Raw genomic sequence first — 14530 nt, 5'->3', positions numbered from 1 at the left:
CTGCCAGGAGGAGGCGAGGCCATGCAGCACGACCACGATCACGACCATCACGATCACCATCACAAGCGGCACCTGCACTCCCACGACACCGCCGACAAGGTCGACGCGGCGATGGAGTCCTCAAGGGACGGCATGCGGGCCCTGTGGATCTCGCTGCTGGTCCTCGGGGCGACCGCCGCCGCGCAGGTCGCGATCGTGCTGGTCTCCGGATCGGTGGCGCTGCTCGGCGACACGCTGCACAACGTCGCGGACGCGCTCACCGCGGTGCCGCTCGGCGTCGCGTTCATCCTCGGACGGCGCGCGGCGAACCGTCGGTACACCTACGGCTACGGGCGCGCCGAGGACCTCGCGGGGATCGTCATCGTGCTCACCATTGCGGCCTCCGCCGGGCTCGCCGCCTACCAGGCCGTGCAGCGGCTGCTGCACCCCGCCGCCGTCACGCACCTGTGGTGGGTCGCCGCCGCGGGCGTCGCCGGGTTCGCGGGCAACGAGGTCGTCGCGCGGTACCGCATCGCCGTCGGCCGCCGGATCGGCTCGGCGGCGCTCGTCGCGGATGGCCTGCACGCCCGCACCGACGGGTTCACGTCCCTCGCGGTCGTCGCCGGCGCCGGCGGGGTGGCGCTCGGCTGGCGCTGGGCCGACCCGGTGGTGGGGCTGCTCATCACCGTGGCGATCCTGGTCGTGCTCAAGGATGCCGCCCGCGAGGTGTACCGCCGGCTCATGGACGCCGTGGACCCGGGTCTCGTCGGCGTGGCGGAGCAGACGATTGCCGGTACCCCGGGCGTCCTGGGTGTCGCAGCGCTGCGGATGCGCTGGATCGGCCACCGGCTGCACGCCGAGACCGACGTGCTGGTGTCGGACACCCTGAGCGTGGTGCAGGCACACGCCATCGCGGTCGAGGCCGAGCACCGCCTGCTGCACGCCGTGCCCCGGCTCACCGCCGCCACGATCCACACCGACCCGGCCACCGCCGGCGCGCACGCCGCCGTCGCCCACCACCGGTGAACGCGGCGGCCGGTGCGGTGCAGCCGCACGTTCTGGCGGTACCTGGAACGTCAGGTGCCCGGCGGCCTGGCATCACCTGCCGGCGGTTGCCCTCGGAGTCGCCGTCCCGGTCCTGATCGCGCCGGCGGCCGCGAACTGGGTCCGCCACGCCGCCAGGGTCTCGTGGGCGCGGCGGCCGCTGTCGTCGAGCAGCACCGCGAGACCGGTCGCGCCGGAAAGGGCGACGATCGCCGCTCGTACCGGCTCGATCTTGCCGTCGAAGTAACCGTCCAGGACCGTGGGGAGCGTGAGACCCGCCGCCATGAGGGCGGTGAGCACCTGCACCTGGGGCTCGTAGTAGGGCTTGGGATCGACGATGTGGCTGCCGGCGCAGACGAGCCGGCAGAGGTACTCCGCGGCCGCCTCCTCCAGGAACGGGCCGAGCCGGTCGCGCCAGGCGGACCTGGTGCGCAGCGACGACAACAGATGCATGCTCTCGTGCACGCAGGTCGACGTCGTCACCCCTTCCTCACGGAGGTTGATCCGGTTGCCGTAGGTGAAGCCGAGGGTGCCGTCGAGTTCGGCGACGGCCAGGTGCGTCTCGCCGAACCACATGGCCACCGGCGCTGCGACCCGGTTCGCGGACTGCTCGAGCTGCTGGTCGACGTGCCGTTTGTTGAACGCACGCTCGTCCAGGACGCCCACCTTGCCGGTCAGTTGCGTCATGAGGTACTGCACGGTGAACCGCTGCGCGAGCCCAGGCGTGGCGGCGATGGCGTTGGCGGTGGCGGCGACGAGCGACACGTACGGGTCGGTCGGGGCACTGGAACGCCGCTGCAGGTACCGGCCGATCGCGGCGGCGAGGATGCCCTGGCGGTGCATGTGGTTCACCGTCCGGACCCACTCGTCCGGCAGGTATCCCGGCAGGTGGGTGTCGAACCAGCCCGGCAGTTCCGACCGCAGGCCGGGCGGCAGGTCCTCGACGAACCGGCAGGCGTCCATGGCGTCCTGCACGGAGCGCGCCGTGCCCGCGACGTGTTCCACCCACGTGACCCGCGCTCCGCGCCGGACGGGCTCCACGCCGCCGCCACCGACGCCGGCGAGAAGCTCGGCCGCCGTGACGGCCTCCCTGACGGTGGCGATCCGCAGCGCCAGCGCCCGCAGCCGGTGCGTGGCCCGGTCGGTCTGCGGGTCGAACGGCATCGACAGCACCATGGTCCGGGCGAGCTGCAGGTGCTCGACGACCCTCGTGTGGACCTCGGGGTCGAACGTCCCGTCCGGCAGGACCGCCTGCGGCAGGGCCGTCAGCACCACATCCAGCATCTCCATTGCCGCGGCGTGGTGTTCCGTCGCCGCCGTGGGGTCCGTGGGGGTCCGTACAGGGTCCATGCCGGCACCGGTCCTTCCGTCTCGGCCGGGGCGGCGCCCCGGCTCACCGAGAAGGACGGAGCACGGCGCCGCCTGATGCACCGGACGGTGTCGGTTTCCGGACTCACCCGCGGGTTCGGCCGTCCCGCGTCCGGGCTCGGCCGACCGGCGCCGGCGCCGACCGGATCGAGGTGACGGCGGCCCGCGTCGGCCGATGCCGGCCCGTCGGAGGAAGGCGGCACGATGGCGGTGACCTCAACGCGGCAGGAGGATCCCGTGGGCATCAACTACAGCCGCCCGGCACGCGGCCACCAGGCGGACCAGGTCCCCGCGCAGCCGGCCGGGAACCCGGCACCACCGGCGCACGCGGCGCCCGCGACGCAGCGGGGACGGCAACCGCGCACGGACATCGACACCGCGATCGCCGCCTGCCCGCCGGACGTGCAGCAGCAGCTGACCGGCCCCTGCCTGGCGGCGCTGTCCCTGCTGCGGGAGCACCTCCCGGCGACGGAGGAGGTCTGGCACATCTGCAGCGGCGGGGTCAAGTGGATGAACGGCACCATCAACAGCGTCTTCGCCGTGACGTCGCGGCGGCTGGTGTTCGTGGCGCCCGCGCCGCAGGTGCTGACGTACGACCTCAGGGACGTCGAGTCCACACTGGTCTCCAGCAACATCTTCCACCTGACCGCCGGCGACACGAAGTATCAGCTGGGCATCCCACCGGGCTTCGGCGACCACTTCGAGCGCCAGGTCGCCTTCGCCGTGGCCGTGGCGAAACTCGCGGACGGGTGACGGGCAGGCGCTACAGTCGGCCCGGTGCAGCGATTCGACAGTTTCCTCGCCACCGGGAGCGGGTCGGGCTCCGTCGAGCTCGACCTGGACGCGGACACGGCCACCGTCCGGCTCCGGTCGCGGTGGATGGGGGTCGATCGGCCGGAGCGCCTCGAGCTGCGCTGCACCCACCGGGCCCGCGCCGGGCACCACGGCGTGCTGGAGCTGACCGCGGTGAGCGTGGACGGTGTGGACGTGCCGATGCCGGCCGGTGACGACGCGTTGCTGCCGCTGGTCGTGGAATACCTGCGGGTGCCGAGCACCAGTGTGTACCTGCACCCGCAGTCGCCACTGGCGGACATGGGGCCGCTGGGCTACGCGGAGTGGACGCAGCGCTTCGACCTGCTGCTGCTCGTCGTCGAGGACTACGCGTGGCCCGAGACGGAGCCGTGGACCCACATCCGGGAGACCCTCGACAAGGCGAAGCTGGAGACCAGCCGCGACTGACGGCCCGTGCCGGGCGCGGTCATGCGTTCGAGGTGGGCGGGGCGACCCCGTCCGCGCGGCCGGGTGTGCCGGCCCGGGACCTGGCGGGACGGCCCCGGGCCGGGCGCGGCGGCGCAGGCGCCCCGCTCACGACCGTGCTACGGGATGAACCTCGGGCAGTAGGTGGTCCGGCTGTCGGTGTCCGAGCCGTGCGAGTCCCAGACCGTCACCCTCACCGTCGTCTTGCGGCCGATGACACAGGTGCCGGTCATGCCGAAGTCGTTGTCGAAGTCCGCGACCTGCACGTCGTTGATCCACCAGCGGACCGTGTACGGCGGTCCGCCGCCGACGTCGGTCACCATGCAGTCGACCCTGCCCGCCCCCATGTCGCAGGCGAGGAAGATCTCGGGGTGGGCACTCGCCGGAGACGCGACGGCCAGCGCCGTGCCGACGGCCACGGCGGTGCCCGCGAGGGCCCTGACCGCTGTTCGAACCTTGCTCATGTGCGGTGCTCCAATCGTGTGGCGCGCCCCCCTCGGACGCACCGTCGGAAACGACTGTCGCCGTGGCCACTGAGCCGGCCCTGAGCCGGCGCTGAGCAGTGGCGTCAGCGCCCGGGTCCGGTGTCCGACTCATCGATCCGGTGGATCAGCCGAGGTGGATATCGTTCCTCGGCAGTGGGTGACACCGGAGATGGAGCGGAAGTGCTGGTCCGGCTGCTCGGACCGGTCGACGTGCCGGGCGCGGCCCGCCCGGTGCGCGGAACACGGCGCAGGTCGGTGCTGGCGGTCCTGGCCCTGCACGCCGGCGAGGTCGTGCCCGCCGGCCAGCTGGTCGACCGGGTCTGGCACGACGCGCCACCGACCGGGCTCAACACGCTGCAGAGCCACGTGTCGCAGCTGCGCCACGCGCTGGGCGACCGGGCCGCGATCGTCGCCCGCGCACCTGGGTACGTGCTGGATCTCGGCGCCGAGGGCACCGACGTCGGGCGGGCCGAACGGCTCGCCCGACGCGCGGCCCGCGCGAGCGACCCGGCCGTGTCCGCCGCACACCTCCGGGAGGCACTGGCGCTGTGGCGGGGGCAGCCGCTGGCGGACGTGGCAGGCTCGGCCTGGCTCGACGAGCAGACGGCCCGGCTGCGCGGGCTCCACGAGAACATCACCAGGGCGCTCGTGGACGCACGGCTCGCGCTCGGGGAGTCCGCCGCGCTCATCCCGCAGCTGCGGCAGCTGGCCCGGGACCATCCGTTCGACGAAGGGCTGCACTGGCAGCTCATCCTCGCGCTGTACCGCGCGGGCCGGCAGAGCGACGCGCTCGCCACGTATCAACGGCTGCGCCACACCCTTGACGAGGAGCTCGGTGTCCGGCCGGGGCAGCGGCTGCGCGACCTGGAGACCGCGATCCTGCGGCAGGACAGCGGCCTGGACCTCCCGGGCGGCGTAACCGTGCCGGGCGGCGCGACCGTGAGCGCCGCGCCGCCGGAAGCCGGCGGGCCCGATGGCGGCGGCGGTCCGCCCGTGCCGGCGCAGCTGCCGCTGGCCGTGCGCCACTTCGCGGGCCGGGCCGGTGACCTCGCCAGGCTGGACGCGCTGCTGGACGGCCCACCGAGCGCGGGGACGGCGGTCGCCGCGGTCTCCGGCACGGCCGGGGTGGGCAAGACGACGCTCGCCGTGCACTGGGCACACCGGGTGGCGGACCGGTTCCCGGACGGCCAGCTGTACGTCAACCTCCGCGGCTACGACCCGGGCCGGGCCGCGCTGGACCCGGCGCAGATCATCCCCGACCTCCTCGACGCGCTCGGTGTCGCGCCGCAGACCGTCCCGGCCGGCGCGGCGGCGCAGGCGGCGCTGTACCGCAGCGTCCTGGCCGACCGGCGGGTGCTGGTGGTGCTGGACAACGCCCGCGACGCCGAGCAGGTCCGCCCGCTGCTGCCCGGGTCTCCCGGCTGCCTCGCGGTCGTGACCAGCCGCGATCGCCTCACCCCGCTCGTGGCGGTGGAGGGTGCCGTGCCGGTGACGCTCGACCTGCTGGCCCCGGCCGAGGCCAATGACCTGCTGGCCCGCCGGGTCGGGCCGGCACGGGTCGCGCAGGAGGAGGCGGCGGCCGGTGAGATCGTGTCCCGCTGCGCACGGCTGCCACTGGCGCTGGCCATCGCGGCCGCCCGCGCCGCCACCGAACCGGCCCTGTCGCTGTCCGCCCTCGCCGCCGAGCTGCGCACGGCCGAGGACACCCTCGCGGTACTCGACGGCGGTGACGCCGGCACCGACGTCAGGGTCGTCTTCTGGTGCTCCTACCGGACCTTGAGCGGACCCGGCGCGCGGCTGTTCCGCCTGCTCGGTCTCCACCCGGGCCCGGAGATCACCGTCGACGCGGCGGCCAGCACCGCCGGCCTCCCCGTGCGGCTGGTCCGCCCCCTGCTGAGCGAGCTGACCAGGGCAAACCTGATCACCGAGCATCTGGCCGGGCGCTACCGGCTGCACGACCTGCTGCGCGCCTACGCCGCCGAGCAGGCCGGCGCCGCAGAGGGATCCCAGGCGCTGCGCCGGCTCGTCGATCACCACCTGCACACCGCACACGAGGCCGCCCTGCGGCTGGGTCCACACGTCGACTCGATCACGCTCGACGCCGCGGCGCCCGGCGTCGTGGTCGGCGCGATCCGGGACCACGACGCCGCCCGCGACTGGCTGCACGGCGAGCAGCAGGTGCTGCTGACCGTGGTCGCGCACGCGGCGGCCTCCGGGCTCGACGGGCACGTGTGGCGCCTCGCCTGGTGCCTCAACCCCCACCTGCACCGGACCAACCGCTGGCACGACCTGCTGTCGGTGCAGCGGACCGCACTGCGCTGCGCCCAGCGCGCCGGTGACCGCCTCGGCCAGGCGCACGCGACGCGCTGCATCGGCCTGGCGTACCGCGGCGCCGAACGCTTCGACGAGGCCAGGGCCCAGTTCACGGCGGCGATGGAACTGTTCGGCGAGGCCGGTTACCTGATCGGGGTGGCGCACGCGCACGCCAGCATCGCCTGGATCGACGGCGCGCAGAACGCCTGCGAGGAGGCCCTGGAACACAACCGGCTGGCGCTCGCGCTGTACCGCACCGCCGGCAACGCGGTGGGCCAGGCGATCTCGCTGAGCAACCTCGGCTGGTACGCGACCAGGCTCGGCCGGCATCACGAGGCACTGGAGCACTGCGAGCGGGCGCTGCTGCTCCAGCAGGAGCTCGGCGACCACTACAGCGAGGCGCACACCTGGGACAGCCTCGCGCACATCCACCGTGCACTGGGCCGGCCCGACGAGGCGATCGGCTGCCTGCGACGCTCCCTCGACCTGTTCCGCCGCTCGGGCGACCGCTACAGCGAGGCCGGAGTGCTCCGGTGCCTCGGCGAGACCTACCAGCTGTCCGGGAAGACCGGCCAGGCACGTGACCTCTGGCGCAGCTCCCTGCGACTCCTCGACGCGATCGGCCACGTCGAAGCGGCCGAGGTCCGCGCACTGCTGGAGACCACCTGAGGCTCCGCAGTCGGAGGGGTACTACGGCGAGTGCACCATCGACGGTGAGCCGCAGATCTTCGAGACCTTCACCGACCCGTACTTCGGCCACGTCTCCTTCGCCCAACTGATGGTGTCCTGCGAGCGGTGACCGTCAGAGGTTGGTCATGCGTTCGAGGTGCTCGGGGTACCGGTCGCCGTGGATCTCGATCTTCGCGGTGGCCTCGGCGATCTCCCGCAGGTCGTCGGCGGTGAGCTCGACGCCGGCGGCGCCGAGGTTCTCCTCCAGCCGGGACAGCCGGCGGGTGCCCGGGATCGGCACGATCCACGGCCGCTGCGCCAGCAGCCACGCCAGGGCGATCTGGGCCGGGGTGGCGTCCTTGCGGGCCGCGATCCCGCCGATCAGGTCGACGAGGGCCTGGTTGGCTTCGCGGGCCTCGGCGTCGAAGCGGGGGATGGTGGCGCGGATGTCGCCGGCGGTGAACGCGGTGTGCTGGGCGATCGTGCCGGTGAGGTAGCCCTTGCCGAGCGGGCTGTAGGGCACCAGGCCGATGCCGAGCTCGTCGCAGGTCGGCAGGACCTCCGCCTCCGGGCGCCGCCACCACAGCGAGTACTCGTGCTGGACCGCGGTCACCGGCTGCACGGCATGGGCGCGGCGGATGGTGCCGGCGCGGTGCTGCATGGCGGTGCACTCCTTCGTCGGTGATGCGCTCAACTTGCCGATACCCAGGCAACCTCATTCCACGCAGGTGAGGGAGTCACTGCCGTTCCAGGTAATAGCAGTACCTCCCGGCGCCGCCCGCACGGTCGTAGCGTCGGAACGGACGCCACGAAGGAGAACGACAATGCGAGCGACCATCATGTACGGCGCCGGCGACGTGCGCGTGGAGACCGTCCCCGACCCCGTCCTGCGGCAACCGACCGACGCGATCGTGCGCGTGACCGCGTCCTGCATCTGTGGCAGCGACCTCTGGCCGTACGGGTCGATGCCGCCCAGCGAGCAAGGGCGGCGCATGGGGCACGAGTTCCTCGGCGTGGTCGAGGAGACCGGCGCCGAGGTGTCCGGATTCCGGGCGGGGGACCTGGTGGTCGCCCCGTTCGTGTGGGCGGACAACACCTGTGACTTCTGCCGCGAAGGGCTGCAGACGTCCTGCCGGCACGGCGGCGGGTGGGGCATGGACGGCGTGGACGGCGGGCAGGGCGAGGCGGTGCGGGTCCCGCAGGCCGAGGGCACCCTGGTCAAGCTGCCCGTGGCGGCGGACTCGGAGCTGCTGCCGTCGCTGCTGACGCTGTCCGACGTGTTCTGCACCGGCCACCACGCCGCCGTCACCGCCGGGGTGAACCCGCGCACGACCGTGACCGTGATCGGCGACGGCGCGGTCGGCCTGTCCGCCGTCCTGGCCGCCAGGCGCCTCGGCGCCGAACGCATCATCCTCGCCGGGCGGCACAAGGACCGCACCGACCTGGGCCGCGAGTTCGGCGCCACCGACGTCGTCGCCGATCGCGGCGAGGAGGGCGTCGCCGCGATCCGGGAGCTGACCGGCGGCGACGGCACCCACGCCGTGCTGGAGTGCGTCGGCACCCAGCAGGCCATCGACATGTCCATCGGCGTCGTGCGCGACGGCGGCGTCATCGGCCGGGTCGGCGCCGCCCAGTACACCCAGGTACCGCTGGGCTTCGACACCTTCCTGCGCAACATCACCGTGACCGGCGGCGTGGCACCGGCCCGCGCCTACATCGAGGATCTGCTGCCCGACGTCCTGGAGGGCAACATCGAGCCGGGCCGCGTCTTCGACCACACGATCGGGTTCGAGGAGGTGCCCGCCGGGTACCGCGCGATGGCGGACCGCCAGGCGCTCAAGGTCCTCATTCGTCCCTGACCGAAGGAGCTCCATATGATCACCCGCAGCGGCTCGCAGGCCCCGTACCCGGGCCCGGAGGAGTACTTCACCGGTGACGTGCGCGTCCAGCCGTTGTTCGACGCGCAGGACGCGGCGGCGTACGGCGGCGCTGCCGTCACGTTCCAGCCGGGTGCCCGCTCCGCGTGGCACACCCATCCCGCCGGTCAGCGCCTGATCGTGACCGACGGGGTCGGTCGCACCCAGCAGTGGGGCGGCCCGGTCGAGGAGTTCCGGGCCGGCGACGCGATCTGGTGCCCGCCCGGCGTCAAGCACTGGCACGGCGCCTCGCCGGCGACCGCGATGACGCACATCGCGCTCACCGGCGTCCGCGACGGCCAGGGCATCCAGTGGCTGGAGAAGGTCACGGACGAGCAGTACGCCGCGGGGCAGCGGGCGTCAGCGCTGTAGCAGCAGGCGGGCCCGCACCGTCCAGCCCGCCGTCGACGTTCACCGCGACCCGGCACGACCGGCCGGTGGAGTGCCGCAGCGCGTTCGTGATGCCTTCCACGGCGATGCGGTACGCGGCGAGCTCCACCGCCGGGGACAGCGCCGGCATCGGGTCCGGTGCGGCGAGCTCGACCCGCGGCCGTGCAGGCGCTTGTTGCAGGCGATGAACACCGACGCGACCAGCGCGGCGGGCTGGTCAACGCGCTGCTGGCCCTGTTGCCGGCGGTCGGCTTCCATGTCGGGCAGTGCCCCGCCGACGATCACCGGTCCTCATGACGGCTTTCAGTGTTTTCACTGATGCCTGCCGTGCCTGCTTGAGCCAGTCTTGACGGGCCGGCACGCACCGAACGCCCGGCGGGGTCCTGTCGCCGCAGGACTCCGTCGGGGCCTTCGCGTTATCGGGCCGCCAGCTCGCGGAAGCGGTCGGCGGCCGCGGTGGTGACCGCGCCGCCGTGGCCGAAGACGGCGACCTCGAAGCGCAGCTGCGCCAGGCGGGCCACACTGGCGTCCGCCGCGGTCGCATCGGCGGTCATCAGCCGCGGCGTCCGGCGGACCTTCGTGCCGGCGCCGCCGGCCGCGTCGCCGGCGAACAGCACCCCGCCGTCGCGGTCCAGCAGGTAGGACACGTGACCGTCGGTGTGGCCCGGCGTGTGCACGGCGGTGAAGCCAGGGACCGGCACCGGCCCGTCGGCGCTGACCACCTCGTCGACGGCGACCGGCTCCGGCACGCCGGTGAACAGCTTGCTGACCTTCTGCAGCGCCGTCAGCGGCGCCGGCACCGCGCCGATGATGACCGGCACGTCGATCGCGTGCGCAACGATCCGCGCGCCGCTGCGGCGGTGCACCTCGGCGGCGCCGCCGGTGTGGTCGGCGTGCCAGTGGGTGAGCAGGACGGCCCGGATGTCGCCGACGGTGCGGCGGGCCTCGTGCAACGCCTGCTCGATCTTCGCCGAGCGGCGGGGCAGCCCGGTGTCGACGAGCACGACCCCGTCGTCGACCACGACCAGGTGCGCGTGCACGAACGCGATGCTGATCTCGAAGACCCCGTCGGCCACCTGGCGCATGCGTTCAATCTACGCACCCGCGGGCCGGTCGAGGATCGGGCGGTCAGCGCGGCATGGCCACGGTGAGCAGTACCGTCGCGTCGTCGAGCGCCTCCAGGGCGTGCCGGGTGTCGGGCACCTCGAGCAGGTCGCCCGGTGCCACGTCGCAGGACTCGTCGGCGGTGATCAGCCGGACCCGCCCCGCGAGCACGTGGATCGTGGCCTCGCCCGGGTTCTCGTGCTCGTCGAGCCGCTGCCCGGCCAGGAGGGTGATCAGGGTCTGCCGCAGCGTGCGGGTGTGACCGCCGTAGACGGTGTGCGCGCTGCGCCCGCCGGCCGCCGTGCGGGCCGTGCCGAGTTGCTCATCGATCAGTGCGGTCAGCGACGTCGGGTGCATGGGTCCACAGTCGTCGCACCGCCGTGTTACTGCAACCGGAACCCGTACATCCGCGACAATGCGGTTGGATGGTTGGGTCAGGCCAGCAAGTGCATCACCCGACGCGAAGGGAACCTCCCGATGGCAAAGGTCATCTCCACGCTGTTCATCTCGGCCGACGGCGTGGCCGAGATCGACCCCGACTGGCACTTCCCGTACTTCGACGAGAACATGGGCCGTGCCGTCACCGAGGACTACGACACCGCCGACGTGCTGCTCATCGGCCGCGAGACCTACGACAGCTTCGCCGGCGCGTGGCCCGGCCGTGAGGCGGCCGGCGGCGAGGACGCGCCGTTCGCCAAGCAGCTCGGCGACGTGCGCAAGGTGGTCGTGTCGCGCCAGCCGCTCGAGTTCGCCTGGCGCAACTCGGAGCTGATCCAGGGCGACCTGGTCGACGCCGTCACGGCGCTCAAGGCCGACGGCGGCATCAAGGGCGTCCTCATCCCCGGCTCGATCTCCGTGGTGCAGCAGTTGCTCGCCGCCGGGCTCGTCGACGAGCTGCGGCTGCTGGTGCACCCGGTGGCGGCGCGCAAGGGCCGCAGGCTGTTCGACGACGGCGACGCGCCGTACCACCTGAAGGTGACCGCGACCGAGACCTTCCCGACGGGCGTGATCCGCGTGATCTACGCGCCGGCCGAGGCGCCCACCCCGGCCGGCTACGACGACATCAAGGACCAGGCGCCGAAAGGACAGTAGGACGGGTCCTCCTGCCCCTCGCGACGCCCGTCAGTTCGTGGCGGGCGTCGCGGCCAGCAGCAGCACCGACACGGCGGCGAAGGCGGCAGCACCGAGGAACACCAGGCCCGGCTGGTCGCAGGTCAGCGACCACGCGAACGCCGCGCCGGCCGCGACCGGCACCGCCGTCTCCGCGATGGCGCCGATCCCGGTCACAGCGCCCTGGACGGTGCCCTGCTCGTCGGCGCCGGTGGCACGCGACAGCCACGCCTGCGCCGCCGCCCCGCCGACGGAGCCGAGCACGCCGACCGCCTGCAGCACGTAGACCACCCACGGTGCCGATGCGGCGGCGGTACCGGCGAGCGTCACGACGCCCAGTGCCCCGCCCAGGACGGCGGCCCGCTTGTCACCGAGCCGTCGCACGATCGGGCCGACGAGCCGGGCCTGGAACGCCACACCGGCGAGCGCGCCCGCGGCCATGACGACACCGACCTGCGCCGTGCCCCAGCCGAACCGGACCGTCACGAAGAACGTCCAGATCACCTGCCCGGTCATCCGGGCGACGTCGGCGGACAGCCGCGCCCACGCGAGCCGCCCGAGCACCGGCCGGCGCAGCACCGCGGCGAGCGCACCGACCGGGTTCACGACGCCCCGGCCCAACGGCGTGCCGCGGTCACCGGGCCGTGACTCGGGCAGGACGAGCCAGCCGTACAAGACGTTGGCGAACGCCAGCCCGGCCGCGGCGTAGAACGGCAGCCGCACGTCCACGGCGCCGAGCAGCCCGCCGACCGTGGGCCCGGCGACGAAGCCGAGCCCGAACGCGGCGCCGACCAGCCCGAACGCGCGGGCCCGCAGCTCAGGCGCGGTGACGTCGGCGATGTAGGCGTTGACGACGGTGTTCGTCCCCGCGCACGCGCCGGCAACCGCGTGGAACAGCACCAGCAGCCACACCGTCGGCGAGGCGGCGTGCGCGAGGTAGTCGACGCCCAGGCAGGACAGCGACGCGAGCAGGACGGGTCGCCGCCCGTGCCGGTCGGACAGCCGCCCCAGCAACGGCGCGGACAGGAACTGCAGCAGGCCGTAGCCGGAGCCGATCAGCCCGCTCCAGCGCGCGGCGCCGCCGGCGTGCCCGGTGAGGTCGGTCAGCAGGGCGGGGACGATCGGCACGATCAGGCCGAGGCCGAGCATGTCGATGAAGACGGTGACGAGGAGGAAGGAGAGGGCGGGTGCCCGGCGCATCGTGACTCCTGGGTCTCGGAAGGGGCCATGGCCCCCCTCGAAACTCCCGATGCGCGCCGGCTACGGCCGCCCGAAGGTACGGAGGATCAACGTATCGCGGCCGTCAAATGGTTTTTTTGACATCTGGCTACGGCTTGGGCGGTGTCTCCTTCACGATGGGCACGGGCGCGCCCTTGCTGCACTTGGCTTTGATCTCGCTGGTGTTGGTGCTGGACATGAGCACGGCCTTGACCTCGTCGGCCGGGCCGGGCCGGTACTCGCCGAGGGTGTAGCCGTCGGCGATGTCGAGGCTGAGGATCTGTGCCTTCTTCCCGGTGCACGACACCCGTGCCGTGCCGCCGTAGGCGCTGATCTGTACGCCCGGTTCGGGCGTCGGCGGGGTCGTCGCCTCGGGGGTCGGGGTGGTCGTCGGAGGTCGAGCGGCGGAGGTTTCCGGTAGCGCCACCACGGCCGCCGATCCGGTCGGGGTGGCCGCGCTGGAGCCGGCTGCCTGTGGGGTGGAGGTCGGGTCTCCTGACGGGCCCGGTGCGGCGGTGGGGTTGCGGGCGGCGCCCGCCGTGCTGTGCTCCCTTTCCCGGGGGCCGGTGCCGGTCTGGGAGAGGGCGACGGCTGCTACGACGGCTCCCGCGACGGCCGCGCCGACCAGGACCGCAATGCGCCTGGGGGCGGGTTGCGGTGCCTTTGTGGCCGGTGTTGTCACTGCCGCGGTCGCTGCTGCGGCCGGCGCCGACGGGTCGCCGGCCGGTGCAGGCAGGTCATCCGACGGGCGGGGGACGATGCCGGCGGCGGCGGTGAGCACGGCCGCCACTTCGGCGGCGGACGGCCGGTCGGCGGGCTCCTTCATCAGGCACCGGTCGCAGATCTCGTTGACCGCCGCGGGCACGCCGTCGATCGGCGGCAGCGGGTCCGGCTCGACGTACACGTGGGCGTTGAGCATCTGCGACGGCGTGTCCGCCTCCCACGGCAGCTCGTCGGTCAGGGCCCGGTGGATCAGCAGCCCGAGGGCGTACACGTCGGAGGCCGGCAGCACCTCGTCCCCGGTGAGCCGCTCCGGGGCGAGGTAGGCGGCGGTGCCGAGGAGCTGGCCCTCCTCGTCGAGGTCTGGCTGCCCGGCGACGGCGGCGAGCCCGAAGTCGAGCACCTTCGCCCCGGACGGCGTCAGCATCACGTTGGCGGGCTTGACGTCGCGGTGGACGACGTGCCGGTCATGGGCGGCGGCCAGCGCATCGGCGACCTCGGCACAGATCCGCAGCGCGGCTTGCGGCGGCAACGGCCCGGCGGCCAGCCGCTGCGACAGCGTGCGACCGGGCAGCAGCTCCATCACCACGTACGGCACACACCTGCCGGCCTCGTCGGGCGCTTCGCCGTAGTCGTACACATTCGTCACATTCGGATGCCACAGCTGCGCGGCCGCCTGCGCCTCGGCCTGCACCCGTCGCCGGGCTGCGGCGCTCTCCGCCTGCCTCCCGGCGAGCACCTTGACCGCGACGTGCCGGTTGAGCAACTCGTCGTGCGCCTTCCACACCACCGCCATGCCCCCGACGCCGAGCTGCCCGGTCAGCCGGTACCGACCACCGAGAATCTGCTCCTGCTGCATCCGGACCTTTTCCCCCGAACGAGCGACGCCGACACCTCCCCACAGGTCTCCGAACGGTATCGGCCTCAACGGTCCGTATGGCTTACTGTGCGGTGTGC

General features: G+C 73.3%; 14 protein-coding genes. 7 read left to right on the top strand and 7 right to left on the bottom strand.

The window, feature by feature from the left end; translation table 11 throughout:
• Positions 1-21: 21 nt before the first annotated feature.
• On the top strand, positions 22-1005 hold the full coding sequence (locus OHA72_RS43080; RefSeq protein WP_327001868.1) for a cation diffusion facilitator family transporter: 984 nt from the start codon (positions 22-24) through the stop codon (positions 1003-1005).
• 72 nt (positions 1006-1077) lie between these two features.
• Here OHA72_RS43080 and OHA72_RS43075 read toward each other — a convergent pair whose 3' ends face one another.
• A complete protein-coding gene (locus OHA72_RS43075; protein WP_327001867.1) occupies positions 1078-2373 on the bottom strand; it encodes a hypothetical protein in 1296 nt (431 codons plus the stop codon).
• A 255-nt stretch (positions 2374-2628) separates the two neighbouring features.
• Between OHA72_RS43075 and OHA72_RS43070 the strand changes: the two genes are divergently transcribed.
• Both OHA72_RS43070 and OHA72_RS43065 read left to right on the top strand, forming a co-directional pair.
• Positions 2629-3144: a hypothetical protein gene (locus OHA72_RS43070; protein ID WP_327001866.1), complete on the top strand. Its 516-nt coding sequence runs from the start codon at positions 2629-2631 to the stop codon at positions 3142-3144.
• A gap of 24 nt (positions 3145-3168) precedes the next feature.
• Complete coding sequence (locus OHA72_RS43065; protein WP_327001865.1) at positions 3169-3630, top strand: hypothetical protein; 462 nt, start codon at positions 3169-3171, stop codon at positions 3628-3630.
• Between the two features lie 137 nt (positions 3631-3767).
• On the opposite strand, the gene OHA72_RS43060 is transcribed toward OHA72_RS43065, so the two are convergent.
• Positions 3768-4112, bottom strand: a complete 345-nt coding sequence (locus OHA72_RS43060) for a hypothetical protein (RefSeq protein ID WP_327001864.1) — start codon at positions 4110-4112, stop codon at positions 3768-3770.
• A gap of 201 nt (positions 4113-4313) precedes the next feature.
• Here OHA72_RS43060 and OHA72_RS43055 point away from each other — a divergent pair, with 201 nt between their 5' ends.
• The gene (locus tag OHA72_RS43055) at positions 4314-7115 is read left to right on the top strand and encodes an AfsR/SARP family transcriptional regulator (RefSeq protein WP_327001863.1); all 2802 of its coding nucleotides are present in this window, start codon (positions 4314-4316) and stop codon (positions 7113-7115) included.
• Between the two features lie 133 nt (positions 7116-7248).
• On the opposite strand, the gene OHA72_RS43050 is transcribed toward OHA72_RS43055, so the two are convergent.
• The gene (locus OHA72_RS43050; protein WP_327001862.1) at positions 7249-7776 is read right to left on the bottom strand and encodes an aldo/keto reductase; all 528 of its coding nucleotides are present in this window, start codon (positions 7774-7776) and stop codon (positions 7249-7251) included.
• A gap of 163 nt (positions 7777-7939) precedes the next feature.
• Between OHA72_RS43050 and OHA72_RS43045 the strand changes: the two genes are divergently transcribed.
• A complete protein-coding gene (locus OHA72_RS43045) occupies positions 7940-8974 on the top strand; it encodes a zinc-dependent alcohol dehydrogenase family protein (RefSeq protein WP_327001861.1) in 1035 nt (344 codons plus the stop codon).
• Positions 8975-8989: 15 nt separating this feature from the next.
• A complete protein-coding gene (locus OHA72_RS43040) occupies positions 8990-9403 on the top strand; it encodes a (R)-mandelonitrile lyase (protein ID WP_327001860.1) in 414 nt (137 codons plus the stop codon).
• Between the two features lie 434 nt (positions 9404-9837).
• Here the strand turns inward: OHA72_RS43040 and OHA72_RS43035 are convergent, their stop codons facing one another.
• Complete coding sequence (locus OHA72_RS43035) at positions 9838-10506, bottom strand: MBL fold metallo-hydrolase (RefSeq protein ID WP_327001859.1); 669 nt, start codon at positions 10504-10506, stop codon at positions 9838-9840.
• A 43-nt stretch (positions 10507-10549) separates the two neighbouring features.
• The gene (locus OHA72_RS43030) at positions 10550-10882 is read right to left on the bottom strand and encodes a cupin domain-containing protein (RefSeq protein ID WP_327001858.1); all 333 of its coding nucleotides are present in this window, start codon (positions 10880-10882) and stop codon (positions 10550-10552) included.
• A 120-nt stretch (positions 10883-11002) separates the two neighbouring features.
• On the opposite strand from OHA72_RS43030, the gene OHA72_RS43025 reads away from it, so the two are divergent.
• Positions 11003-11617 (top strand): dihydrofolate reductase family protein, encoded by a 615-nt coding sequence (locus tag OHA72_RS43025; protein ID WP_327001857.1) that lies wholly within the window; start codon positions 11003-11005, stop codon positions 11615-11617.
• Between the two features lie 30 nt (positions 11618-11647).
• Here the strand turns inward: OHA72_RS43025 and OHA72_RS43020 are convergent, their stop codons facing one another.
• Both OHA72_RS43020 and OHA72_RS43015 read right to left on the bottom strand, forming a co-directional pair.
• Positions 11648-12835, bottom strand: a complete 1188-nt coding sequence (locus OHA72_RS43020; RefSeq protein ID WP_327001856.1) for an MFS transporter — start codon at positions 12833-12835, stop codon at positions 11648-11650.
• A 127-nt stretch (positions 12836-12962) separates the two neighbouring features.
• Positions 12963-14432: a serine/threonine-protein kinase gene (locus OHA72_RS43015; protein ID WP_327001855.1), complete on the bottom strand. Its 1470-nt coding sequence runs from the start codon at positions 14430-14432 to the stop codon at positions 12963-12965.
• Positions 14433-14530 lie beyond the last annotated feature (98 nt).

This window comes from Dactylosporangium sp. NBC_01737 (genome assembly GCF_035963215.1).
Classification (GTDB): Bacteria; Actinomycetota; Actinomycetes; order Mycobacteriales; family Micromonosporaceae; genus Dactylosporangium.
The sequence above is the reverse complement of the archived record's forward strand: the minus strand, read 5'-3'. Positions and strand labels throughout refer to the sequence as shown.

Excerpts from the sequence above, each read along its gene's own strand:
- OHA72_RS43080 (WP_327001868.1), top strand. The coding sequence starts at position 22 with ATGCAGCACGACCACGATCACGACCATCACGATCACCATCACAAGCGG.
- OHA72_RS43075 (WP_327001867.1), bottom strand. The coding sequence starts at position 2,373 with ATGGACCCTGTACGGACCCCCACGGACCCCACGGCGGCGACGGAACAC.
- OHA72_RS43060 (WP_327001864.1), bottom strand. The coding sequence starts at position 4,112 with ATGAGCAAGGTTCGAACAGCGGTCAGGGCCCTCGCGGGCACCGCCGTG.
- OHA72_RS43050 (WP_327001862.1), bottom strand. The coding sequence starts at position 7,776 with ATGCAGCACCGCGCCGGCACCATCCGCCGCGCCCATGCCGTGCAGCCG.
- OHA72_RS43045 (WP_327001861.1), top strand. The coding sequence starts at position 7,940 with ATGCGAGCGACCATCATGTACGGCGCCGGCGACGTGCGCGTGGAGACC.
- OHA72_RS43040 (WP_327001860.1), top strand. The coding sequence starts at position 8,990 with ATGATCACCCGCAGCGGCTCGCAGGCCCCGTACCCGGGCCCGGAGGAG.
- OHA72_RS43035 (WP_327001859.1), bottom strand. The coding sequence starts at position 10,506 with ATGCGCCAGGTGGCCGACGGGGTCTTCGAGATCAGCATCGCGTTCGTG.
- OHA72_RS43030 (WP_327001858.1), bottom strand. The coding sequence starts at position 10,882 with ATGCACCCGACGTCGCTGACCGCACTGATCGATGAGCAACTCGGCACG.
- OHA72_RS43025 (WP_327001857.1), top strand. The coding sequence starts at position 11,003 with ATGGCAAAGGTCATCTCCACGCTGTTCATCTCGGCCGACGGCGTGGCC.
- OHA72_RS43020 (WP_327001856.1), bottom strand. The coding sequence starts at position 12,835 with ATGCGCCGGGCACCCGCCCTCTCCTTCCTCCTCGTCACCGTCTTCATC.
- OHA72_RS43015 (WP_327001855.1), bottom strand. The coding sequence starts at position 14,432 with ATGCAGCAGGAGCAGATTCTCGGTGGTCGGTACCGGCTGACCGGGCAG.